At 51.7% G+C, this 24,318-nt stretch carries 17 protein-coding genes; 12 read left to right on the top strand and 5 right to left on the bottom strand.

Annotated features, from left to right (window positions below):
- Positions 1-76 precede the first annotated feature (76 nt).
- From AC56KL_RS20425 to mblB, 3 genes are read right to left on the bottom strand one after another with little or no spacing between them, the layout of a single operon-like run.
- Positions 77-1,174, bottom strand: a complete 1,098-nt coding sequence (locus AC56KL_RS20425; RefSeq protein ID WP_497182009.1) for a patatin-like phospholipase family protein — start codon at positions 1,172-1,174, stop codon at positions 77-79.
- Positions 1,171-3,420 carry an anti-phage 6A-MBL system cap2_3 protein gene (gene cap2-3, locus AC56KL_RS20420; RefSeq protein ID WP_497182008.1) on the bottom strand — a complete coding sequence of 750 codons (2,250 nt, stop codon included), beginning with the start codon at positions 3,418-3,420 and terminating at the stop codon, positions 1,171-1,173. Before cap2-3 ends, AC56KL_RS20425 begins: the two co-directional genes overlap by 4 nt.
- Positions 3,421-3,422: 2 nt before the next feature.
- Positions 3,423-4,574 (bottom strand): anti-phage 6A-MBL system MBL-fold protein, encoded by a 1,152-nt coding sequence (mblB, locus tag AC56KL_RS20415; RefSeq protein WP_497182007.1) that lies wholly within the window; start codon positions 4,572-4,574, stop codon positions 3,423-3,425.
- 156 nt (positions 4,575-4,730) lie between these two features.
- Here mblB and AC56KL_RS20410 point away from each other — a divergent pair, with 156 nt between their 5' ends.
- From AC56KL_RS20410 to AC56KL_RS20365, 10 genes are all read left to right on the top strand, one after another.
- Positions 4,731-5,066, top strand: a complete 336-nt coding sequence (locus AC56KL_RS20410; RefSeq protein ID WP_497182006.1) for a helix-turn-helix domain-containing protein — start codon at positions 4,731-4,733, stop codon at positions 5,064-5,066.
- On the top strand, positions 5,053-5,844 hold the full coding sequence (locus AC56KL_RS20405; RefSeq protein ID WP_497182005.1) for an ImmA/IrrE family metallo-endopeptidase: 792 nt from the start codon (positions 5,053-5,055) through the stop codon (positions 5,842-5,844). The genes AC56KL_RS20410 and AC56KL_RS20405 overlap by 14 nt, the downstream gene beginning before the upstream one ends.
- A gap of 392 nt (positions 5,845-6,236) precedes the next feature.
- Positions 6,237-6,845, top strand: a complete 609-nt coding sequence (locus tag AC56KL_RS20400; protein WP_497182004.1) for a c-type cytochrome — start codon at positions 6,237-6,239, stop codon at positions 6,843-6,845.
- Between the two features lie 6 nt (positions 6,846-6,851).
- Positions 6,852-8,138 (top strand): c-type cytochrome, encoded by a 1,287-nt coding sequence (locus tag AC56KL_RS20395; RefSeq protein ID WP_497182003.1) that lies wholly within the window; start codon positions 6,852-6,854, stop codon positions 8,136-8,138.
- Positions 8,139-8,314: 176 nt separating this feature from the next.
- The gene (locus tag AC56KL_RS20390) at positions 8,315-8,902 is read left to right on the top strand and encodes a cupredoxin domain-containing protein (RefSeq protein WP_497182002.1); all 588 of its coding nucleotides are present in this window, start codon (positions 8,315-8,317) and stop codon (positions 8,900-8,902) included.
- Entirely contained in the window at positions 8,889-10,508 is a 1,620-nt protein-coding gene (locus AC56KL_RS20385; RefSeq protein WP_497182001.1) for a b(o/a)3-type cytochrome-c oxidase subunit 1, read from the top strand. Before AC56KL_RS20390 ends, AC56KL_RS20385 begins: the two co-directional genes overlap by 14 nt.
- Entirely contained in the window at positions 10,508-11,314 is an 807-nt protein-coding gene (locus tag AC56KL_RS20380) for a c-type cytochrome (RefSeq protein ID WP_497182000.1), read from the top strand. The genes AC56KL_RS20385 and AC56KL_RS20380 overlap by 1 nt, the downstream gene beginning before the upstream one ends.
- 709 nt (positions 11,315-12,023) lie before the next feature.
- Complete coding sequence (locus AC56KL_RS20375) at positions 12,024-14,714, top strand: sensor domain-containing diguanylate cyclase (RefSeq protein WP_497181999.1); 2,691 nt, start codon at positions 12,024-12,026, stop codon at positions 14,712-14,714.
- A gap of 104 nt (positions 14,715-14,818) precedes the next feature.
- Complete coding sequence (locus tag AC56KL_RS20370; RefSeq protein WP_497181998.1) at positions 14,819-15,358, top strand: HAD domain-containing protein; 540 nt, start codon at positions 14,819-14,821, stop codon at positions 15,356-15,358.
- A gap of 666 nt (positions 15,359-16,024) precedes the next feature.
- Positions 16,025-16,900: a PEP-CTERM sorting domain-containing protein gene (locus tag AC56KL_RS20365; RefSeq protein ID WP_497181997.1), complete on the top strand. Its 876-nt coding sequence runs from the start codon at positions 16,025-16,027 to the stop codon at positions 16,898-16,900.
- A 165-nt stretch (positions 16,901-17,065) separates the two neighbouring features.
- Here AC56KL_RS20365 and AC56KL_RS20360 read toward each other — a convergent pair whose 3' ends face one another.
- Together AC56KL_RS20360 and AC56KL_RS20355 are read right to left on the bottom strand one after the other, a co-directional pair.
- Entirely contained in the window at positions 17,066-18,127 is a 1,062-nt protein-coding gene (locus AC56KL_RS20360) for a hypothetical protein (protein WP_497181996.1), read from the bottom strand.
- Between the two features lie 209 nt (positions 18,128-18,336).
- A complete protein-coding gene (locus AC56KL_RS20355; RefSeq protein ID WP_497181995.1) occupies positions 18,337-20,220 on the bottom strand; it encodes a hybrid sensor histidine kinase/response regulator in 1,884 nt (627 codons plus the stop codon).
- Between the two features lie 899 nt (positions 20,221-21,119).
- On the opposite strand from AC56KL_RS20355, the gene AC56KL_RS20350 reads away from it, so the two are divergent.
- Both AC56KL_RS20350 and AC56KL_RS20345 read left to right on the top strand, forming a co-directional pair.
- On the top strand, positions 21,120-22,385 hold the full coding sequence (locus AC56KL_RS20350; RefSeq protein WP_497181994.1) for a Fic family protein: 1,266 nt from the start codon (positions 21,120-21,122) through the stop codon (positions 22,383-22,385).
- 568 nt (positions 22,386-22,953) lie between these two features.
- Positions 22,954-24,039, top strand: a complete 1,086-nt coding sequence (locus AC56KL_RS20345) for a GGDEF domain-containing protein (RefSeq protein ID WP_497181993.1) — start codon at positions 22,954-22,956, stop codon at positions 24,037-24,039.
- Positions 24,040-24,318: the final 279 nt, after the last annotated feature.

The raw sequence follows: 24,318 nt of genomic DNA, 5'->3' as shown, positions 1-24,318 counted from the left end.
GAACAGGCGCCCTCGCTTATGTGAGTCATATTCATAGGCTCGACAGGTTAATGAGCTATTCCCAATACTTTTAGCTTCAAACGAACTGGAACGCCATCGTTCCAATAGCGGCAGCCTCGTAGCCGCTCCGTTCCAGGATATCGAAATTTTCCTCTGTAAGCTGCATAAGACGTGTCGGAAATGTCGATGCAACTGCTACTTGCTCTTTGGTCATCCATGGCCCCTCAGGACATGGGATTTCAAACTGTTTTGCGAACTCATCGGCGGTGGCGCCAATACGTAAGTACGCAGCATTCCCTGGCGCCTTTAGAGCATGTGCAACCAGGCCACGGACGCGAAGTGACCGCACTTGGTCAGACATGATGTCGGCGACATGCTTGAGCCGGTAGAGGTTTAGCCTGCCCATGTTAAAGCCTGTTGGTAATGGTGCCCCTGCATCTGAGACAACAATTGTTCCGTCCATGCCGGCCTTCGGACCCCTTCCCGCGTCGAAAAATGCCTCAAGGCCCAGGTTATCGTACACCCCGCCATCGTACAGATGAATTTTGTCAAAGCGCTCATGAGCTGGTCGCGTAGCTTCTGTTCGCCCATAGATGGGCAATTCCCATTTATAGTCGCGGCAGTTCAGCACATAGGGACCTATGAGGCCGGGGAACGCTGCCGACACAGCCATAGCATCACTAAGAGGAAAGTCGCTAGCTTGGGTCGAGCCAAGAACCCAGTCACGAAGCTCTCCACCTTTGAACCTGAATCGCTTGCCTGTCTCTGCCGTAGTAGCATTGATGGACCAGCTTGGTTTCACCGGCAAGTCGTTCAACGTTGAATGTATGCCCCACGTGTTCTCAATCGCGCGCGCCAGAATATTTGCTCGAGACAGCAGGTATTTCCAGTTCGCCGGCCGCTTGAGTTCCTGAATTATGCCTGCCTCGAGACTGGTCGTCGTCAGAGTCTTTCGAAGCTGAACGAAAGACGTGCCTAGATACTGTTCACTAGACGGCCAGCGGTTCTGGTTCTGATGCATCAGTAGCCCCACCACTAGACTGCCGCCTGATACGCTCGAGATGCTCGAGACACGCTCCATAGCCTTGTGCTCAGCCAGAAAGCGAAGGACGCCGGCATGAAATGCCATTGCCCGGATGCCTCCGCCTGACAGCACTAACAAAATCGGTTTCAAGTAGCTTGCCTTTGCATCAGTTGTATTTCCCCTTCTCCGATAATCATCGACACCACTGGCATGCCGTCCTCGGCCATACGTTTCGCCAGCGTTACCAGTTGGACCAGGTCATCGGAACTGGGTTGGGCTTTAACGCCCTTAGGGTGGCTGTGCCACTCCCCAACATAGCCGACAATCCCTGCAGTGCGCCGTTGCACTTCAACTAGTGCATCGAGCAGCCCTTCGGTGCCTCTTATGAAAGATTCACGGTCAGACACGCTGTCTGAAGGCGCTGGCAGTGCGTCGACTAAAACCAGGGCGTTGATGTTGAAGTCCCAGTAACCGAGCAAGATGCCGCCGGTTTCACTGGGAAGTGCGGCATCGCGCATCTGGAACAACTTCGCTTCAAGCCCCTTGTCCATGTATCCCGTGAAAGGCCCTAGTGGATAGGTCACCTGCTCTTGGACAGACACTGGTTGCAGCTGCACGCTACCAGTGCTTGTATCACGCACCCACACGCGGATGGCAGCAGCATCCTGTTTAGACAACATCATAATCTGCTCAGACTGCGTTGCGGCGTGGGCAAGTACACGCGAATACGGCAGAGCGACCGAGATGTCGCGGCAGCCGGCCCCACTCCAAAACGTGCCATAGTTATTTCGCAGGTGTTCAACGCCCCATTCGCTCGAAATCATCGCACGATAGTACTGAGCTTCAAGTGACATGAGCGTCGTCTTCCGTTGCGAGTCTTCTGCGAGTAGGACGCCATCAGCACCACTCGGCGAAATGAATGCTGAAATGTGCCGTGCATACTTCGCCTTGACGCTTGCTTTACGAGGATAGTCGAGCGTCGTTGTCACGTCGACAACCAGTTCGGAGGTGGTCAGCAGCTCTTCGAGTCTAGCATCGGACGACTCAACAACATCCACTTCGAGCCCAGCAAGATGAGTCTGCCCTACTGCAATCTCGTGAGCATGCTGGATTACCGCGTCGACCTTTGTCATGCCAACCTCCATGTAGGTGGCGGTATGACGGGTAATGTTGTGCGGCTTTACATGGTCCTTGTCGACCGGCGTCCAGGAGCCCCATCCTGAACGAACCCAAATATCGTAAATGGCACTACCAAGTGCACCAACACCCAGCAGTACTCCCCTTGGTCCTGCGTCACGAATCCCCGACTGCCGCCGCGCAGCTTCCTGGTTATTTTGGAACAGTACCTCGGTTGACTCAACAGATACGCTCCGCCACTCTTCGGTCGTGACAGTGCCTTGCATGCCGATATACCTGTAAAACTTCCCGTCATGTTCAGCGAGCGCGCCCAACTTTTCGCCAACTTCGAGAAGCTGCTCCGGCACGAAAAAAGCGCGATGCTGCACTGATTCGACAGCGCTTTCCGCCTCTCGTGTGACTGGCATTCGCAGCAGTAAAGTAAGAGTCTTAGGACCAGTGTTCTTCGGTTCACCCCCTGGCCCAACCTTTTCCTGAATGCGTTCGGTCAGGAGCGCCCTAAGGTCAAGGTCTTGGGCCAGCAACCAGTCGTGCAAGTCCCCTAACGTTTTGGGTGCCAACGTTACTGCGCCGTGTACCCTTGGGGGAACGTTCACTAAAAGAAATTCCGAGAACGGTTCCGCTTCCTTACTAGCTTTGTCAGGAGTTGCGAACATCCCCATCAGCGTAGTTGCATCATTGGCTCTGGTGACCATACGCCAGAAGCAGAACGACTCTCCCGCCTCGTAGCGTGCCTCGAAGTCAAACGGCAGTACGATTTCATACCGCGCCCGGAAGAACAACTGCTCGACCGGTTGGTCCGCAGCGTGCAAGGTTTCGTTTGCTGTCGCCTGCACCCACCATTCCACCCGCTTTAGAAAATTCTCGGCCGTGAAAGTACGACGGGTCGCACGCACCGGCTCGTAATACAGACAAAGGTCTGGAGGGTAACCCGCGAGAGGCAGGTTCCGGTGCCAGACATCTGGGAAGTCCGTACGCAACGGATAGGCCTCAGGTATCAAGCTGTACGAGCGCACTACAATAGCGAACCGTTCACGGTACTCGATACCGACAAGGTTGCGAGACGGGACGGCGTCACAGCTGAGCTCAACAATCAACACCTCACCGGCATGGCCAGAATGCTCGACGTTCCCCACTTCGACCAGGTCGAAAGTCTTCGATTTTTCGACAGCATCGAACAACGCTAACGTCAGGGGCAGGCTGTGCGCTACCCCATCAGTCGTTAGTGGGGCATACCCTGGAAGGACAATGTAGTCCATGATTAGCCCGCCCGCGGCGCCGTTGCGGAAACGATGGCAGCTCCCGCACCTGCTGCAGTAGAAGTACTGGCCAGTGCAAGGCCCTTCTCGCTAATCTCGAACACCATCGGCTCAGGAGTAAAGCCGTTTGGATACTCCATGGTGACCAGCATCTTACGACCACCTACCTTACGAACATACTTTTCATAGGTGTTGCGTGCCTGGATGTGCGGCGGCTGTATCTGCTCGTACGACTCCTTCACATTGGGAATCGGCCGGCTGGAGCTCACCAGATAGCAGTCACGCTTGCCGGCGTTGAGGATGGTCTCGATGCCGGCATCCGGCACCGTTTCCTTGTCGCCTTTGTCAGGGCCAAGAGCGAAGGCGCTGCAGTGGTGTGGAATGTTGAACAAATCCCACGCCAGGCGGTCGTCGTTGTTGTGGGCCTGGGTAATTTCGACAATCTGGCCGAGTGTCTCGTACTCGGTGTCGCCGCATGCCAAGTAGTCGTACTGGTAGCCTCCGACAACAAAGCGAACGTTGAAAATCAGGGACGCAATGTTGCGTTCGAAGTCGGTACCGTCGACGTGGGCAACGAACGGCGAGTGCACGAAGAACTCGACGCCATCATCTGCCAGCGTGAAGCTGTCAACGATAGTGCCTGCGTCGACGAAGCAGTGTTCGCGTGCTTCGATACTGATGTCAGCGTCGTTGAGAAGCTTGCGCACAGCGTCCGGCTTTGAGAAGACCTTAATACCTTCACCTTTTTTCAGACGATAACGCGCTTCCTGGCGCAGGATGTAAAAATCATCACTTTTCTGGTCTTTTTTCGCTGGCTCGAGCAGAACAGCAGCCGGGACCCACAGCTCTTGAATCTTGATGCGGTCCCCGCCCTGGTAGGTAGTCGAGTGCTGCAGTTCGAAGAAGTCACTGAAGCCGCAGATGTGGTCGAGGTCAGCATGGGTGAACGCCATCACGTCGACGTAGTCCCGGCCAGCTGCTTTAAATTCTGCACGCAGGTGCTTAATCAAATCGATATGAGGCGACTTCTCGTCTTCACCACAAGCCCGGTGATGGAAGTCCATCATGATACGACGTCCGTTCGAGAGCAGGATTTGGCTGCTATCGCCGTTACTAACCGGGTAAAACGTTACTTTATTGACTACTTTATTCATTTACTACTCCTAATTTTGACTGAAGCGAGAACCCCACCTTACGCCTCGTAATACTAAGTGAACGAAATGTTGCCGTCAACTATTGTTGTATGGTGCGTTTTTTCCTATACTCTTGTCTAATGGGTTAATTTGGCTTGCAGAAGGAGGGTTATCGTTATGTCAATTGGAGCAAGACTTGCCGAGCTTAGATTGCGGAAAGGGAAGTCATTGCAGGACGTCGCCGACGTAGTAGGCGTATCAAAAACGCACGTATGGCAGATGGAAAAGGGAAGAAGTGAAAACCCTTCTATTGAACTTCTCCGGAGATTTGCTGACTACTTTTCTGTTCCTATAGAATTTTTAATAGGAGCAGAATCGACATCATTTGAGGATATAGAGGCTCAACAATTCTTCCGCGACTTCAAATCGTTATCTGACGAAGAACGTCAAATACTCAAGCAGACGCTAAACCTGTTTAAGAGTAAGAAAGTCACTGAGGATGGCAACGCTTGATTTAGTTGAGTTGGCAGACCTTGTTCGTCCTGAACAGTTAGTTGACGCCATTGTGGAGCAAAATCCTGACTTACCTCTTCCAGTTCCCATTGAAGAGCTAGCTACGCTTGCCGGGATTTCGAAAATCGAATGCTTTGCTAGTGAAGGCTTTTCTGGAGCTTTAATTACCAATGCAGAGAAATCTGATGGAGCAATCTTCTACAGTAGTCGTGACCCGCGACCGCGCCAGCGGTTTACTATTGGACACGAGCTTGGCCACTTTTTGCTTCCATGGCATAGACAAAGCCAGTTTAATTGTAAAGCTCAAGATTTAAGGCATGGTGCCAAATCAGAATGGGAAATCGAGGCCAATCGGTTTTCGGCCGAGCTTCTCATGCCTCGCACACTTGTGATGAGTCAACTCCAAGTTGCTGGCGCCCCTGACTTGAGCCAGGTTACGAAGCTAGCTACCACATTCGAAACTAGTTTGGAAATGACAGCCCGGCGCTATATTGAGCTCAATGAGCTCCCTTGTGCGATAGTCTTTTCTAAAGACAATCAAGTTCGCTACAGTGTTCGCAATGACCAATTTGGGATGCCCTTGAGTTTACGTAAAGGCGATGCCCTACCGCACGTAAGCGAAAGTCGAAACTCGATAGGGCTACATTACAAGAGGTATGAAATTGACGCTCAATGGTGGGTGAGAAAACAGAGAGAGTTTGAACCTACAAGGTCGCTATTTGAGCAAACCGTACATCAAGATAACGGCTTCAAAATCACTTTGCTTACCTGGCAATAGAGTCTTTATAAGTTCAATTAATCTCAATTATGCAGTCCTAGCACTACTAATGCAGTAGTGCTGCCTCACCCTCAAGTTTTCTAATCACTATAACTGAGCCGTCATCACGCCTCAGTCTTGCCATTCGTTAATCTACTGCAATCGTGCGTCAGCCTTACCTTTCCATAGTTACACTAGGCGTGACAATACCGTTACAAATCAAATAATCAAATCCGGCGTTTTTATTATGTGTTTCTGTTGGCGCATTTAGATTTCAAGCGAGAACCTTCATGTTCCCAAATGGTTTCGTCAATTTGGCTAAGACTTGCTCAGCTATCCTTAGCTTGTGCGTAGTACTACCTGCTCATGCCCAAACAAGTCACGACGTCCCCGCGTTCAAGAAGCTTGATTCCATGGAGGCTCGTGTCCAAGGGTGCGTAACTTGTCACGGTCAGCAGGGGCAAGGCACCAACAATGGTTACTTCCCTCGAATTGCCGGTAAACCGGCGGGCTACCTATATAACCAGCTCAAGGCTTTCCGCAACGGCACGCGACATTATCCCCCCATGAACTACCTGGTGGCATATCTCCCCGATGCATATCTCAAGGAGATGGCGGAGCACTTCGCTGCCCAAAAGCCGGCTTATAGTGCTCAAGAGCGTCCTGTCTTGAGCGCAGCCGCCGCGGCACGTGGGCAGATGCTTGTTACCGCCGGCGACCCAAAAAAGGGCTTGCCTGCGTGCATTGCCTGTCACGGTGCAAACCTCATGGGAATGGAACCCGGAATTCCTGGCTTAGCTGGACTACGGCCTGCCTATGTTGTCGGCCAGCTCACTAGATGGAAAGTTGGTGAGCGCCATGCGGCTGAACCTGACTGCATGAAGAGAATTGCCATCCGCCTTACGGACGAGGACATCTCTGCAGTGGCTGGCTACCTTGCCCTTCAAACGCCTGCGGCCAATGCGTCGCCAGAGCCCTCTAACTTAGTCAGAATGCCATTCGCATGTGGCAGTCAACGGTAGGTGTCTATGCGTAAAAGTGCTCGTATCGCTTTGACAGTAGGTGCTCTTGCTGTTGCCGCCGCAGGTATTTATTATCTTCTGCGCCCAGGGATGCTGCCTCAAAACAACGCAGCCCCTCAACTAAATGCGTCAACGCAGCTCATTAATAAAGGTGAATACCTGGCTCGCGTTGGGGACTGCATTGCCTGCCACACTCAGCCCAACGGTGTCCCTTTCGCAGGCGGACGCGCTATGCCTACCCCGTTTGGGGCCCTCTACGTTCCTAACATTACGCCGGACGATAAAACTGGCATTGGACTTTGGACGTCAGACGAATTCTATCGAACGATGCATTCGGGCATTTCACGCACCGGTGAATTGCTCTATCCAGCAATGCCTTACCCTCAATACACTCAGGTTACCCGGGAAGACTCGGATGCGATTTATGCATATTTGATGTCCATTGCGCCTGTTAAGCAGAAAAATCGAGCACACGAGCTGCGTTTCCCTTACAACAATCGCGACCTCTTGGTCGGGTGGCGGACACTGTACTTCAAGGAAGGCGAGTTCAAACCAGACCCGCAACAGTCAGTAGAGTGGAATCGTGGCGCCTATCTCGTCAAGGGGCTAGGCCATTGCGCCATGTGCCATACCGCGGTGAACGCACTTGGTGGCTCAAGCGAGGCAAAGGCATTTGAAGGCGGGATGATTCCGAACCAGAACTGGTACGCCCCTTCGCTCACGTCGAATAGAGAAGCAGGATTAGGAACCTGGTCAATTAAAGAAATTACGGACTTGCTACAGTCTGGGGTGTCGCACCGTGGAACTGTATACGGCCCGATGGCTGAAGTTGTATTCAACAGCCTGCAATATATGACTGATGAAGATGCAAAAGCGATGGCCGTCTACCTGAAGGCTTTGCCTCAAAAAGACAACTCTCCGCCACCGACTAGCCAATCGCGCATGGTTAGTCCAGAAACAATGGAACTAGGAAGAAAGGTGTACGTCGCCCAGTGCGCAATGTGTCACAGCGAAGACGGTCGTGGCCAACCTCCAGCGTACCCACCTCTGGCAGGAAACCAATCAATCACGATGGAGACACCGGTGAACTCAATTCGTATGGTGCTTAACGGGGGGTACCCGCCTGGCACCAAGAAAAACCCACGTCCGCACGGTATGCCGCCGTTCTCCCACATCCTGAACGATGATGAAGTAGCAGCAGTGACGACCTACATTCGCGTTGCTTGGGGCAACACGGGTACTCCTGTCAATGCCAAGCAGGTGAACGACTTGCGTACCTTACTGCCGGAATAAGGACAAACCATGACGCCAACAGACGAGAGCGAAATCGAATTCGAGCGAAGGATAGATGAGATTGTGAGCCAAGGTCCGTCCGGTGCCTTTGCGGTAGCTGGAGTAGCGACAGCCATTGTAGTTGCCATGTTTTTCATCTTCTACTTCGTTGTGTATCTTCCTCGGGGCACAGTTCAATGACGTCATCTAAGCCAGTAGACCCTCATAGGGATGGGCCCCACGCATCAGAAGCGGTTGCTAATTCAGCTGAGCATCGCTGGGCAATTATCGTCGGTCTCATCATCCTTTCACTGATAGCGATGATGGTTTTCACTGGTGTCTATTGGTCTTCTATGCCGCCCTCGCGCGTTGAGACGGTAGACGTAAAAACTCTCCACCTCAAAGGTGAGTTTGTCGAGAACAACCTTGGCACATCGATTGAAAAAGATGGTCGCGTCATCGTAAGGCTTATCGCTCAGCAATACTCATTCTCGCCGCAATGTATTGTTGTCCCGGCTGGTATATCGGTTACCTTCCGAGGTACAAGCACAGACGCAATCCACGGATTTGTTGTTGGTCGTACGAACGCCAACACAATGCTCATTCCGGGCTTTGTATCGACCTTTACGACGTCCTTCCCGAAAACCGGCGAGCAGCTTATGCCGTGTCACGAATATTGCGGCACTGGACACGAAGCTATGTGGGCCAAGGTTCAAGTCATCCCTCCCGACGAGTTCTTTGCCAAAGCAAAAGCGGCAGAAAGGTTGAGCTGTGTATCTCGCTAAGAGACTAGTGTTAGCACACTTCTGGGTAGCGTTTATTGCCTTTTTTGCCGCCATTCTGCTGGGCGAGTGGCAGATGTACGTTCGCAGTCCATTGTCCCCCTGGGTGAACAACCCTGAGCACTACTATCGCTCAGTTACCGCTCACGGCACAGTCATGGGATACGTGCTACCGACATTGGTCGCCATGGGCTTTGGCTATGCAATTTCAGAGCTATCTCTCAAGCAGCCTCTTAAAGGCGTGCGTTGGGCCTGGGCTGGCTTTTGGCTCGTAATTGCAGGAACTCTGATGGCTGCCGTTACGACTGCACTTGGCAAGTCGTCAGTGCTCTATACCTTCTACCCACCGATGATTGCTAGCAGCTTCTACTATCTTGGCATCGTGCTAGTCGTCGTCGGCTCGTGGATATGGGTTGCCTTAATGTCGGTGAACCTGTATGCCTGGAAAAAGGCCAACCTTGGCGCGACCGTGCCCTTAGCCATGTACGGCAATGTGGCGGGCGCCTATCTGTGGGCGTGGACATCCGTTGGCGCAGCTGTTGAAATCCTGACGCTCATTTTGCCGGCATCTCTAGGATTTACCGACACAATTAACGCTGGCCTGGCGCGAGTATTCTTCTCCTGGACGCTGCATGCCATCGTCTACTTCTGGCTCATGCCTGCATACATCGCTTTCTATACACTCTTCCCTCGAGCCATTGGCGGGCGGCTCTACAGCGATACGATGGGCCGGGTAGCCTTCGCACTTTTCCTAGTTTTTTCGATGCCAATCGGCATTCACCACCTTTTCGCCGACCCGCAGGTGGGTGCCGGCTTCAAGTTCGTGCACGCGGCGATGACGGCCATGGTGTCGATACCAACTTTGTTGACAGTCTTTACGATTGTTGCCTCGGCCGAGGTAGTTGGCCGGCTCCGGGGCGGCAAAGGACCCTTCGGATGGGTAAAGGCTCTCCCTTGGGATAATCCGATGATGCTCGCAGTGACCTTTGCTTTCATCATGCTTGGATTCGGAGGCGCCGGCGGCATCATCAACATGAGTTACCAACTTAACGAATCCATCCATAACACGCAGTGGGTCACAGGGCACTTCCATTTGATTTTCGCCGGAGCTATCGTAATCATGTACTTCATGGTCGCGTACGAGCTGTGGCCTCAGCTCCGAAACTCAGGACCCTTGTCTGCAAAGCTCGTGAGGACACAGCTATGGCTCTGGTTCGTGGGGATGATGATTCTTACGATGCCTTGGCACCTGGTTGGTCTTCTGGGTGCGCCTCGCCGCATGGCCTATTACGATTACACACACCCGGCGCTTGAACCTCAAGCGATAACGGTCACGATTTCCACGTTCGGTGGCCTCCTCCTGGTTATCTCCGCGGCGATGTTCTTGTACATCCTTGCCACGGCTAAGCGACAGTCTGCCCTAGTGCCGGAATTCGCGTTTAGTAAAGCAGTTCATCCAGGAACGAAACCTCCTGCGGTTCTCAACAGCTTGGGTCTATGGGTCGCGATGATGATAGCGCTTACGGTCGTCAACTACGGTTACCCTATCGTACAGCTCGCGCTAACTCCAGAAGCTTCAGTTCCTATTGTCCCTGTCGGAGAACGGTAATGCGAGAACACGGATTTTTCTCCCGGAAGAACAGGTGGACCTGGGTAAGCGTCGTTGCGCTTGTGGCCCTTACTGCAGCATCTATCCTCATCGGTTTTGGACTGCTGCCATCCGCCCAGGCTGACTTCAGAGCCCAGGGGCTCTGGGACAGCATTTGCCGCGCTGCTGGGGTACCTAGTAAGTGGCTTGATAGCCCCGACCAGAAGGCCCCCGTCATATCCACGAACGTGGTGCTCCTGCCTGCGATGGCGAAACAGGCGTCGTCAGCCTCGGTCGGCCGCGGTGCAACTCTTGCACTGAACTGTACGATGTGCCACGGTGCGCAAGGGATGAGTCGGTCCGACGCGCCAAATCTGGCTGGTCAGTATCCGGAAGTCATCCGTAAGCAGCTCGTCGACTACAAAAATGAGGACCGCGCAAATCCGATTATGGTCGCCTTGTCGAAAAACCTGTCGGAGCAGGACATGAGTGACCTTGCAGCTTATTACGCCAGCTTGCCGAAGGCACGCACAGCACCTACAACTTATGATGAGACGTTGCCGGCCCTTGTGCGAGTTGGAGACCCCATGCGAAACATCGCGCCATGCATTTCCTGCCATGGTGGTGTGGACCAGAAGCTGGGCGCACCTTGGCTAGAAGGCATGCCAAAGCAATATCTTGTTCAGCAGTTGCATGCCTTCAAAGAAGGCACTCGTCGCAACGATGGACAGCAGCAAATGCGCAACGTCGCACGACTTATGACTGTTGAGGAAATCGAGGCCGTATCTGCTTTCTACGCTAGGAAAGCTGCTGTCGCAGGCCATTGAATTTCTTTCAAGGTGACATTTGCCGCTATATTGTCTTAATTCCAGCTAGGTAGGGTTACCGCGGACAGTACGACAGGCGCGCCTAGGAGACATCAGGTCTGACACTGTAACGGCCCTTGGATAGTGCGATGTTGCTATTAAAAAAAACAGTGACAGCGTCGATTTTTGTATCATGCATTCGAAATCTTCGCATACCCCACTTGGTAACTAGGGACAGCATCTCCGCCGCATCACAGCCGCATGCCTAAATTGGTTATGGAACGCGCGCAAAAAAGAATAAATTGGTATCGCTACACAGGTCGTCGCGCCCAACTTCAACCCCTACAGTTACTTTAATGAAGAAGTTAGGCGTCTTCGAACCTAGTGTTTTCTGCACACGCAACGTCGGTGTTCAATGTCGCCATCCGCTCTACGGCGCGCACGTTGCACACGTAGCAGCGCATGGTCAACACAAAATTCACACTGAATCGCTAGCGCAAGCATTTCTGTTGCAAGCTCTCGCAAACAATGACATTTTTTAACATAGCTAGTGAAGGAACATATCGTAGACGGTCGTCATTTTCGTCATGTTGGGAAGGCGCAACAACTATCTTCGTCAAATCCAACATTTTTGTTTCCAGGGAGCATGCCGTGTTAGGATGAAATCGTCAGTTCTAATGCCTAAGTATGTACGAGCCATGCCGGGCAATGTTTCCCCTCTGGAGTTAGCGTGACTCACCCTATTTGTTCGAATGAGGCCGAAAGGCTAGTGGCACTCCATGCACTATCGGTGCTAGACACTCCGCCAGAAGAGCGATTCGACCGTTTCACCCGCCTAGCTGCAAAGTGCTTCGCAGCACCAATCTCTGTAGTTGCGCTCATTGATGAGAACCGCCAATGGTTTAAGTCTCGTTGCGGTGTAGACGTTACAGAGACTTCACGTTCAGTTGCCTTTTGTAGCCATACCGTCGCCGCTGGCGAGATGTTAGTTGTCGAAGATGCTACGAATGACCCTCGCTTTGCAGAGAATGAGTTCGTTACAGGTGAAGCAAATGTTCGGTTCTATGCCGGTCAACCTATCTATAGTGACGGCCAGGCAGTTGGCACCTTATGTGTCGTCGACCAGATTCCGAGAAAAATTACGGAGGATGAACGTCTATGCCTCATCGACCTCGCACTTCTTGTCGAGAAAGAACTTGTGCATGCTAAGGTCGAAACAGCCAAGCTACTTGCAGAGCATGCCCTTAAGGCATTGAACGCTGAACTAGAGTCAAGAATCACCATTCGAACGCTCGACCTTGAAAACAAAGTTACTGAGCTGTCTTTGGAAATCAGTCGACGCGAAGCTGTCGAGCAGGCACTTAGCCAAACGCGAGACTGGAACCGCACGATTGTCGCGTCGTCGTACAGCGGTTTCGTCGCAGCTGACCAAGATGGCACCATCATTGAGTGGAACAGCTCAGCTGAGCGGATTTTTGGCTGGACGCGCGAAGAAGCAGTTGGCGTCTCGCTTGCAGAATTAATCGTACCGGCAAGTCTGCGTGAAGCGCACAGCCGAGGCATGAAACGTTATCTAGAGACTGGTGAAGGCCCGGTAATCAACAAAAGCATTGAGCTACCTGCGCTGAAAGCCTGCGGTAAGCAAATTACTGTTGAGATGACGATTAGCACTTATCAATGGCAGGGAAAGCGGTGCTTCGGCGCCTTCCTCAATGACATCAGCGAGCGCATTCGTACACAACAACAGCTGGAAGAGAAGCAGGAGCTACTAGACGCAGTTCTTGAATCCATTGATGTTGGCGTTGTAGCTTGTGACGCTGCCGGTAACTTGACGCTGTTCAACCGAGCGGCGCGAGCACTTCACGGTTTGGACATGAAGCCAGTCGCGTCGGCCGAGTGGCCCAAATACTATTCGCTCTTCCAGGCTAACGGCGTAACGCCACTCGAACTGGACGACGTTCCGTTAATCCGGGTCTTGAGAGGCGTCCCAGTACGCGACGAAGCTATTGTAATCGCTCCGGCGAATCGCGAGGCTCACACTGTCTTGGCTAGTGGCAGACGACTCCGCGGAATTTCTGGTCGCGCGTTAGGTGCAGTTGTAGCCATGAAGGACATCACAGAGCTTAACGCGTCTCGTGAGCGCCTTGCTGTTAGCGAGCGCCGGCTGCGCACCGTGACTGAGAACCTTCCTGCGATGATGGGCAAGGTCAACGCCGAAGGTCGATTTGTGTTCTTAAACCGACATGCTCTTGAGGCTTACGGTAAGAGTGAAGCTGAGCTCATCGGTAAAGAGGTCGAGTGTGCCTACAGTGCTGAAGACTTCCAGAGAATTAAGCCTTATATCAATAGAGTTCGTACGGGGGAACGAGTCTTCTTCGAATACGTGGAAAAGAAAGAAAATCGTGAAAAGTACTATCAGTGCTGCTTCGTTCCACAACGTTCCAGCGGAAAATCTGACGGCTTTTTCGCTATGGCATACGACATCACTGCCCGGCGTCTGAGCGAGATGCGTCAGGCCGACAGTGAAGAACGGCTGCGGACCATTACTGATAACGTTCCTGTCCTCATTGCTCAGCTAGACGCAGAGCAGCGATACTCTTTTGCCAACGAAATTCACTCAGCTTGGCTTGGCAAAAAGCCACAGGACATCCTTGGACAGACGATGGAGGAGGCCTTTGGAACAGGCTACTACCAACAGCAGAAGGAGACAATTGAACGCGCCTGGGGTGGTAGCGCTTCACAGTGTGAGCATGAAATCGTGCGCAACAAGCATACACGCATTGTTCACTCTATCTTCCTGCCGCAAAAGCGAAACGGTGTCGTCGTAGGCGTGTATGTCCTTACAACAGATGCCACTACCTCCCGCATGCATGAGAGAAGCCTGCATGCACTGGCACACACTGATTCCCTGACTTCTTTACCAAATCGGCGCCACTTTGAGAGCGCCTTGAACGCTGTAAGTGAGCGAGCAGTACAGCCGGAAAGCTATACTGCCCTGCTCTACCTGGATGTCGACCACTTCAAGGGAATTAATGACCGACATGGCCATGCGATAGGTGATGCTGTGCTTGTTGAGTTCGCGTCACGCTTGAGGGCGGCTGTTCGTGGTTCGGATTTGGTCGCTCGACTTGCAGGAGACGAATTCACTGTTCTGCTCAACGATGTACGAGGCCTGTTCGACGTCGAATTGGTAGCAGAAAAAATACTTGCGTCAGTTCGCGAGCCCTTTGTAGTGGAAGGTAAGGTTCTTAGTGTAACAACGACTATTGGAGCTGCATTGAGTGACTGCGCATTCGCTGCGCCTCGGACAATGATGGAATCTGCTGATGCCGCGTTGTATCGTGCAAAAAAGGCGGGCCGCGATACTTATTCAGTTAGCAGTTTAATAGCCTCTAACATTAGAAGTGGTTTCACGACCTAAGCTTGACACATCGTACGAATCAATTAAGTGTGGTTAAGACTTTGGGTCTTGGCCGGTAAGCACGCGGAACGTGAAGCACTAGAAGACATTGTAAATCCAGGATTATGAAATCGTTGGTATTTTTGGATTTTGATGACGTACTAGCTGTACATCATTTTCAGAACGTTTATAAAGTTATAGATTCGTTTGCCAATAAAGCAACGAATGCTATGCCCGACCTGTGGCACGACGTTTTTGACACGGTTGCGAAGCGCAATCTAGTTGCGCTGCACAATGAGTTTATCCCAAACTACGTGATTACCTCGACCTGGGCTTCGTACCTTACTCGAGAACAAATCACTGAGGTTCTGGACCGTACAGGCCTGCAGTTTGTACAAGAAAACCTTTGCGAACAGTGGTGTACTCCGCGCAACGGTGCGTCGAGCCGACTAAGCGAAATCGAAGCTTGGCTCGACAAGAACGCTGCGGCCTCCCCTGCATACGTCATCATCGACGACAAGACTTCAGGAGGAGCGTTAGTTGGTTCGTGGCTCGAAAAAAAAACCGTCTTTTGCGACGCTTGGGTTGGATTTACTGGTGTTCGGTTACGTGCTGCACGCAGCATCCTCAATAGGCAAAGCCTGATGCAGATTGAGGAATCATAGATTTCAAACAAAACGCAAGCGTTTGAAGACCTCTAAACATAGGGTTGAACATGGCAAGAATCGGCTTCGATAGGCGGACCGGACTCATCTATGAAGGGATGGATGGACCGACCCATCCGGTATGGCCAACACCGGCTATGTCCCAAGCCACCCTGATTGAGGCGCCCGAACACCTGAAGCATCTTCCTGGTGCGTTCGACTCCAGTCCATTTGGGTGGATATTTATAGATAGTAGCTTTGAACCTAGGAGCCTCGTTCGTCGAGGCCGCCTCTTCCAAAAGTTTGGCAACAACGGATGGGAGATGACTCAGATGGAGGCGCAACAGCATTCAATCCTGACCTTTTGAAGGCAGCTGACAATAACGGTCGCCCCCTGACATTGTTGCATTTATGACATAACTTCCACCAGATAATTGTTGTATTCATGTTGAGCTTGCTTAATTTACTTGCAAATTAAGCCTCGTCAGCCGACACTGCACGTAGGATGATTCCTACACACTCTGACATTTGGACCTGTAGTTATAAATACAGTCCACTCTTCCGCTTGGTGCTCTTGTTTCTGAACTTAGGTGCGCAGTGCCACATGAGCGACCGAAGACTCTTGGAAATCGGGTTTATTACCCTTGACTGAGTTGTCACTTCTTACAATATCGCTCGAGAGAGATTATGAAAATTTTGACACTCTTCACGAGGTCACTCGTTATAGCTTTTGTTGGCATTGCTTCTTTGAATACTAGCCATGCTATTCCGTTATCAGTCGGGCAAACCGTTAGCTATAAGCTTGATGTCGTCGACAGTTTGGGTAGCCTCTCTACAAATTCATACGCAACGGTAGAGATGACACAGCGTAATGGAGCAGTGGATTTCGTTGTCGCTCCAAGTACAGGCTTTTTATTTGCAAATACCAAAGGCCCCCACTTCCAGTTTGCTTTCAACCTTTCTTCCGGTTTCGATAGAGCCGCTGTCTCGTTGACTGGTCAAAATGCTAGCGACTTCCTTGTGATGAGTGGTCCGTCATTCCGCCAAGCTCCTTTCGGGGAATTTGGCCACGCTATTGACTTCGCTAGTGCTATCCGAAATGGCATGAGCGCAGCTTATAGTACCCCGCTCACGTTCACTGTTAGCATGAACAATCTTAATATTGAAAACTTTATTTCAAACAATGGTGGCTATAGGTTTGCTGCTGACTTGGGTCAGCAATCTACCGGAAAAACTCTCAATGTTGCTGCAAGCGAGAATAGCATGAAAGTAACTACAGTTCCTCCTGCTCCTGCTCCTGCTCCTGCTCCTGCTCCTGTTCCTGCTCCTGTTCCTGCTCCTGCTCCTGCTCCTGCTCCTGCTCCTGCTCCTGCTCCTGCTCCTGCTCCTGCTCCTGCTCCTGCTCCTGCTCCTGCTCCTGCTCCCGCTCCCGCTCCTGCTCCTGCTAATACATTAATCGATATCCCGGCTAATAGTCCAATTGATATCCCAGAACCAACTTCCGTAGCACTTTTTGGTCTCGGATTGGTCGCAGCTGGTGCAGTGAGGCGTCGCAAGTCCTAATCGCCACTTCGTTTGAGGTATAAGATACAATCTTCCTAAAAGCCGAGCAATTGCTCGGCTTTTTTATTAGACATACACAGCAGAAGTCATGGCACCAGAGACAGCCAACAAAAAAATTGAATTTTAGCTCGCTTGTAAAACTGTGTTGCGAGTCCGATGGACTGGTTAAGCTACCTTCCTTCTTGATGTCGTTCGCTCCTTCGTCCACTTGTCGAACAGCTTCTTGAACGCGCGTGCCATTGGCTCGTCTTCGATGTAGTACATGATGGGAGCGAATTCTTTCAGGTAGCGTTCCCGCAGTTCATCCCAGGTTTCGACATCCAAAGGTAAGTGCTGGCAGTCGATAGCGTCATCGATGACGTGGCGCCGCTCAAAGCTAGCCCCTCTGTACAGCCGAGATTTGTTTTCGATGAGCCAGCGCTTGAAGGACGTTGACCACATTCTGAGCATCTCGTCGTGCGTGGTCGTTCGGTGGAACAAGATGAGCGTAGTAGCATGTGCTGCATACCAAGTCCAGTCTGGCAACTCTTCGCACTGCCAACCTACCTGCTCAGCCAATGCTCGAGCCGCTGGGAGCTCATCGGTTCGGAACGACCCCTTGTAGGGCATTGAGACAAGGGCAGTGCTGTACTCAACGTACTTCCCGTTGGAAAGCGGCAGTCGCTTGTAGAAGCGAACCTGGTGGTCACTACCAGGGAAGTCTAGCGAAGGCTGATTCGTGTTAATTGCCTTGCCCCAGCCTAGACGGCATGTATTATGGTCAACGCCGCGGTCCAGACGCTTTACCATCAGCTTATCGTCGATATGCGGTTCAACATATCCGAGGTCAAAGGCTTTGGCGAACAACGTAGCGCATTCACGACCTAGAGCATGTATTTGATGACGCCGGCCCTCTGGTCGCTCTTCCAGCTTGAGCAGCTGTGCAATCAAACTTCGAGCTTCGTCTGGGACGCCTTTTCCACCTAACCATACCGAACTGAACTCGAATGGCTCGACATTCGGGTAGCCGAGTTCTTGCAACCGTTGGATGAATGGTTCGTGTTCCAGAAAGACGAGGGGTACAGCCGTAGTACGTGAGGTAAATGCTAGCAGAGCAGCATGTGTGCGAAAACCAAGCGTTGCGGCAATTGCTTCGCTGAGATGAGAAGATTTTACGAAGGGGAACCGGTCTTGCAAGGCATTCTTGAGCGAACGCACTGACACTTGGGACAAAGCGAAGTTGGCCACGGTGAAATTCCAGTCATTAGTCGTTAAGGTCGACGCGTCTCCCGATTACGCACTGTGACCCGATGAATGGAATGCGAGTGCTACGTATGCTTAGAAGTCTGCTTTAACCCGGGAGCAGGTTGGGCCCAGATGCCTTGAGCCGATGTTAGCACAAGTCCATCTACAGCTCAAAAGCATGGTGAGGTAGTCTGGCAGCAAGTGACGTTCCGCTAGGGATTCGCTTTAACAATCGTAGCTAGTACATCATCTAGCATGACAGGCTTGACCAAGAAGTCGTCGAAGCCTGCTTCATGGGCACGCTGCCTGTCGTCAGCCTGTCCGTATCCTGTCAAGGCAACGAACTTGGAACACGCTGTCGAACGATAGGTACGAAGACGTCGCGCTAGCTCATACCCATCCATACCTGGCAAACCAATATCTAAGAAGAGGACAGCCGGCGACACCTCACTCGCAAGCCTCAATGCTTCTTCTGCACTATGGGCGATATAAACCTCATGGCCTGTTGCTTCCAGCAGCAACTGCAGTGTCTCTGCAGCGTCTTGGTTGTCGTCAACAACAAGCACTTTTCTCCCTGCGGGGTCTGGTTGTACACAGTTCTCAACGGTCAAGTCGCAAACTGAATTGTTCGACAACACTCGAGGTAGCCACACCGTAAAGCGACTCCCCTTGTTCAGCCCTTTACTCCATGCCGTGACTCTTCCACCCTGCATCTCAAGCAGACTCTTTACGAGCGCGAGTCCTAGTCCAAGTCCGCCTTGCGCGCGGTCCGGTGACCTCTCTGCTTGAGTGAACAAGTTGAAGATATGGGGGAGCAAAGTGGGTGCAATTCCAATTCCATCGTCTTCTATAACAACATCCACGTGTTCCTCACCAGGCACGATGCATACTGCAATATGTCCGCACTGTGGTGTGTACTTCGCAGCGTTGTTCAGAATGTTTGAGAAGACCTGAATCATGCGGGTTCGGTCTCCATCTATGAACAGTGCCTCATCTGGCAGCTGCATGACGAGATTATGCTGCTTAGCTTCGATGAGCGGGCGCACCTGCTCAAGAGCTCCTTCCAGCACACTCGCAAGGCTGAGCGTTTCCTGTTGCAATGTCACCAAGCCTCGCGTCACACGCGACACATCCAACAGGTCGTCAATTAACTCAGTCATATGCTCAACCTGACGAGTGATGACTTCACTGCTCTTTCGAACAATCGCTTCGTTTTGAGGACTTACGCTAAGTAGGGCTGAAGCAGTAGCGATGGGGGCGAGGGGATTGCGTAACTCGTGTGCCAGCATAGCCAGGAACTCGTCCTTTCGTCGACTGGCTGCTCGTAGCTCACTCTCGCTTTTCTGAAGCGCTCGGTGAACCTTTACTGAATCCGTTACATCACTTCCCTCTACAAAAATACCAGTGATGTTCCCACGATGGTCATACGTCGGCTGGTAGATGAAGTTGACGAATCGTTCCTCAAGCTCGCTATCGGATTGCCGCTGCAACCTAACCGGTACCTCATTGCCAAAATACGGCCGGCCAGTAGCATAGACCTCGTCTAAAAGTTCAAAGAAGCCTTGGCCTCTCAGCTCAGGGAGAGCGTCACGAATTGGCTTCCCCAGAATGTCGCGATGACCGATGAGTAGCTCGTATGCCTCATTCGCAATGTCGAAGATATGATTCGGCCCTCGCAAGACAGCAATAATGCCCGGAGCTTGCTGGAAAAGCTGTTGCAGGCGGGTGAGTTCCTCAGCACGATGTCGCTCTGCAAGCACCTGCTCAGTTGTCTCGGTGCAAGCGCAGAACATACCTCCTACCTGGCCGTCCTCATCACGTACGGGAGAATAGGAAAAGGTGAACCAGGTCTTTTCGTCGTGTCCGTTCCGGTTCATCGTGAAAGGCAGGTTCTCATAATAGACCGCATGTCCTTCCAGGGCCTGTTCAATGATAGGCAGGATGTCATCCCAAATCTCGGACCACATTTCTTGAAAGCGACCACCTAGCGCAGTGGGGTGTTTCCTCCCCAGAATTTTCGCATAGGCGTCATTGTAAAGAAGGCCGAGCTCTGGTCCCCAAGCAACGAACATAGGAAACTTCGAGTTCAACATCATGCTCACAATGGTCCGCAGCGACTGTGGCCATGAGTCCGGGGAACCAAGAGGCGAGCCTGACCAGTCGTGGTCCCGCAGCATGGCTCCTACATCCCCGCCGTTCGCTAAGAAGGTGTGTGCCGGAACTATAGATGAACCCATACTTTCTGTACCTTTGATAGAGCTGAAGATTTTCAGAGAAGTATAGAGGAAGCGCGTTACATTTTTGCAACCATACGCACGAATTTGCGAAATTTGACGCTTGTTATGACTAGCTTTGAGTGAGCTCAGATTTCCTTTGACTAAACTGCGACGCCCCGCCGTGTCCTGTTCTTGAAGCGATACTCGGCCAACTATAGAGTTACTTCAACAACAGTAGGTTAGAGTTTCGTGTCAGTAGGAGCAGGCATGAGTGTCACCCCATTGTTGAGCATCTATGGATAGGTAGGTAGCTACAACTCCTCCCTATTTTTTATTTAACTTCGCCATTACACGACAACTTGACCATCTTTTTCGCCATAAAGCGACAAATTACATCTCTATCCCTCAGTTTTTCGCTAAGTTACGACACTTGGGCCTTTCTACACTTGCAACAACAACATACCGTAGGTATCTTCGCTAAATTACGACAAAAACTCTAACTTCTTCGCTCGAACACGACATTTCTTATGAATCGTAGCCTTAACTTCGCAGAGAAGCGACAACCATTGCAGGAAGTCACTCTCCGAGCCTCACTCTCCGCTGCTGAGCTGAGGTCAATGCAGCGCCGTGTTAAGGCTGGTGAGATACAAAAAATACACTCGAGTGTCTACCTCGAATGTGGACCTACCGTAGACGAGATTGAGGGCTGTGTACGACGCAACTGGCAACGCATTGCAGGAGCCATCGTACCTGGAGGCGTCGTTTCTCACATCAGCGCAATGACCTCAGGTCTTCAAGCAGATGGTACGTTGACGCTTTCACATCCAACGCTCTACAGGAAAACTATCAAGTTGCCTGCCCTAACCATCGTTCTGATTCAAGGACCAGGACCATTTGCTAGCGACATGCCGTTAGGTAGCACTGGTTTGTACTGGGCTGGACGTGCTCGAATGCTGCTAGAGAACCTGGGGCGCAAGGCGCCAAGTAAAGCCGGCCGTGAAGCAGTAGAGCATCAACTCATCACAATCCTGAATGCAACTGGCGAGAAAGCGTTGAATCAACTAAGGGATGAAGCTGCCGCGCTGGCCGAGCCCCTAGGTCGACACGACGAAGTGTCTTTGTTCCGAACCATCATCGGCGCCCTGCTTGGCACACACGAGCGAGGTGAGCTACGTACGAAAGATGGGCATCTTCTACTAAAAGGGACTCCCGTCGATACCGAGCGTATGCATCGCTTTGAAGTGTTGGCAAACTGTCTTCGAGGCACTGCACTTCCAAGTATCGCAAGCACACTCCCACCAGGGAACCCACGTCACAATTTTGCATTCATCGAATCCTACTTCTCTAACTATGTCGAAGGAACGAAGTTCGACATTGAAGAAGCCCGGGACATCGTTCTACACAATCGAGTTGTAGAAACGCGTCCGAAGGATTCCCACGACATTCTTGGCGTGTTCCGTTTGGCTACAACTGTCCCCTATCGAAACAGTCCTCCAGTTGCTGGCGAAGATTTCTTGACTGGCTTGGAGACATGGCATGCAGACATGCTTCGGGAGAGGCCAGAAGTCAATCCAGGCAAGCCAAAGCTTCAGGTGAACTATGCAGGGACAACCAAGTTCGTTGACCCGGGTATGGTCCGCGGAACGTTAGAAGAAGGCTCCCGACTAGCTTTGTCCGTTCCAGAAGGTTTTGCTCGTGCAGTCTACTACGCCTTCCTCGTATCAGAAGTGCATCCTTTTGAAGATGGTAACGGTCGGCTATCTCGCTTGGTCATGAACGCAGAGCTTACGCGCGTTGGACTAAGCCGCATCATCATTCCAACTCTCTACCATCCACAGTACGTTGACTGTGCTCGGGTTCTAACTAGGAACAACGAACCAGAAGGATTTGTAGGCGCTTTGGCTAAGATGGCTAGGTGGTGTGCCCAGTTTGACTATGCAAATCTAGACGCCTTAATCGAAACGCTTCGCCGAACAAATGCGCTCGAAGAGTCACCTATGCGATACAAGTTGCTAAACGCAGACGGTTCAGCTGAGCTGAAGTGAGTTGCTAGTCTAGGAGTGAACAATTCACGCATGTCGCTATACATTTCAGGTCAACAACAAAAGGCTGACATGCAAGACTTGCTCCTAAATGCTGGCATCATTTTTCTCATCTGTTCGCCCACTGCAGCACTTGTCGCTTTCGGCATCTATACCGGCGCTTACACTCGTGTGAACGAACCTCCGAAGTATCCCGACAAAAGGGAACTGGACCGGCGCGAGTATGAAACGATGCTGCGGCATCGACGACGAGCTAAGCTCGAGAGGCAATTCAGCGCCTGGTATAAGTAGCTATGATAGGGATGTCATTGGCCCCCTGAGCAACTGCTCAAGGGGGCTCTTTATCCATTGAAGTCAGCAGTAGGAAGCCTTAACCGACATAGGTCCATGTTCCAACTGACAGTCTTGCTACCGCTTTCTTGTTGTCGGAGCGCATTCAATCTACCTACTTCGTATCCTACTCAACCTTGCTCTGGATGCCATAAGAAGAAACTTAAGCGGGACAAAAACGAATTGCCAAGCATAACTGAAGGATGCCATGCGACAATACTGACGTAAAAATTGACAATCCATGCCTCGATTCACGCTCCGTAAGCTAAAACCAGCTCCCTTCTTTGTCATACCTGGCCTCGCTACCGAGCTTGGTCAAGCTACCGCACGCCTGTGCTGGGCGCCAGCGTTCACAATCTATCTTCTGTTAAATGACCAATTTTACAACACCCCCGAAGTAGCGTCGGCATGGCTTCTTGTAACCGCGCAGTTTTTGTACGCAGTCATCGCTTGGTGCGTTGTCTACTCGAAATTAGGTAATTTCAATGTGCGCCAGATGAGTTCGACTTTCTTGGACCATGCACACTTTGCGGCTCTGCTCTACCTCACCGGGGAAATTGCAGCACCGTTTATCTTCATACCCTTAATGCAGACGTTCGGAACTGGTCTACGGTTTGGCCGAACTCACGCCGTTTTTTCGAAGCTGGTCGGCTCAACGCTCACCTGTGCTGCGCTGCTGTACTCGCCTTACTGGGCCCAGTTCCCAGCCATTCGGGTTGGGCTCATGGTTGCTATCATCATCCTCCCCTTCTATGTCTTCAGGTTAACTGACGCGCTCGCCTTAAAGATGCGCACCGATTCACTGACAGGGCTGCGGAATCGAATCAGCTACGACGAGCTCATAGATGAGGCATGCAATAGCAGCTTTACCGCCAAGCGCGACAGTGCCGTCATCCTTCTCGACTTGGACGGATTCAAACAAATTAATGATGTCCAAGGGCACGACGGTGGCGATTTGGTACTCAAGCATGTTGCATACTGGCTCAGCGTAGAGTTGAGTCAGTACGGCACTGCTGCACGATTTGGCGGCGATGAGTTCGCCGTCATCGCTAACTCTATGCAGAGTCGTGACGAGTTAGAAGCTGCACTAGAACGCTTCCTAGGGCGAATAGCAGAAGTCGGCAGGCTCTTTGACAGTCCACTCGGCGCAAGCATTGGCGTTTACTACCTGAATGCCGGGGCCGCAACGACTTCGCGATTCGCGTTCAAAGCAGCAGACCAGTTGATGTACAGGGCAAAGACACTAGGGAAGAATCAGTACGTCACCTCGACGAATTGTGCGTTTTCTAAAATTGGTGAGCTGATTGAGCCGGGCATCTCTCCCTAAGTCCCTGCTCGCGATTGACAGTCCTAGCTACTGAACAGCTCCTGGTCGAGGAATTTTCCGTAGGTCTCTAGTGCAGGCAGCAATTCGGTGTCAGCAAACACGCATCCTGTCGCACTTATAGGAACCTGACCTACTTTGTCTGAAGCCTCAGGCGAATGTCCATGATCTTGCCCCGCTTTTCCCAGACACAGCCCGATGCCTATTTAGCGTCAGTTTCCAGAGCCTGACGGCGTCGCTCTTTCCTAAACATGCGCGGCGATTTGTAGCCGAGCGCAGAAT

This window comes from Telluria sp. ZB4P34, assembly GCF_059686055.1.
This window is presented reverse-complemented; position numbering and strand designations above follow the sequence as displayed.

What these genes read in the sequence shown, in the direction of transcription:
- cap2-3 (WP_497182008.1), bottom strand. Translation starts at nt 3,420, where the DNA reads ATGGACTACATTGTCCTTCCAGGGTATGCCCCACTAACGACTGATGGG.
- mblB (WP_497182007.1), bottom strand. Translation starts at nt 4,574, where the DNA reads ATGAATAAAGTAGTCAATAAAGTAACGTTTTACCCGGTTAGTAACGGC.
- AC56KL_RS20410 (WP_497182006.1), top strand. Translation starts at nt 4,731, where the DNA reads ATGTCAATTGGAGCAAGACTTGCCGAGCTTAGATTGCGGAAAGGGAAG.
- AC56KL_RS20405 (WP_497182005.1), top strand. Translation starts at nt 5,053, where the DNA reads ATGGCAACGCTTGATTTAGTTGAGTTGGCAGACCTTGTTCGTCCTGAA.
- AC56KL_RS20400 (WP_497182004.1), top strand. Translation starts at nt 6,237, where the DNA reads ATGGAGGCTCGTGTCCAAGGGTGCGTAACTTGTCACGGTCAGCAGGGG.
- AC56KL_RS20395 (WP_497182003.1), top strand. Translation starts at nt 6,852, where the DNA reads ATGCGTAAAAGTGCTCGTATCGCTTTGACAGTAGGTGCTCTTGCTGTT.
- AC56KL_RS20390 (WP_497182002.1), top strand. Translation starts at nt 8,315, where the DNA reads ATGACGTCATCTAAGCCAGTAGACCCTCATAGGGATGGGCCCCACGCA.
- AC56KL_RS20380 (WP_497182000.1), top strand. Translation starts at nt 10,508, where the DNA reads ATGCGAGAACACGGATTTTTCTCCCGGAAGAACAGGTGGACCTGGGTA.
- AC56KL_RS20370 (WP_497181998.1), top strand. Translation starts at nt 14,819, where the DNA reads ATGAAATCGTTGGTATTTTTGGATTTTGATGACGTACTAGCTGTACAT.
- AC56KL_RS20365 (WP_497181997.1), top strand. Translation starts at nt 16,025, where the DNA reads ATGAAAATTTTGACACTCTTCACGAGGTCACTCGTTATAGCTTTTGTT.
- AC56KL_RS20355 (WP_497181995.1), bottom strand. Translation starts at nt 20,220, where the DNA reads ATGATGTTGAACTCGAAGTTTCCTATGTTCGTTGCTTGGGGACCAGAG.
- AC56KL_RS20350 (WP_497181994.1), top strand. Translation starts at nt 21,120, where the DNA reads ATGACCTCAGGTCTTCAAGCAGATGGTACGTTGACGCTTTCACATCCA.
- AC56KL_RS20345 (WP_497181993.1), top strand. Translation starts at nt 22,954, where the DNA reads ATGCCTCGATTCACGCTCCGTAAGCTAAAACCAGCTCCCTTCTTTGTC.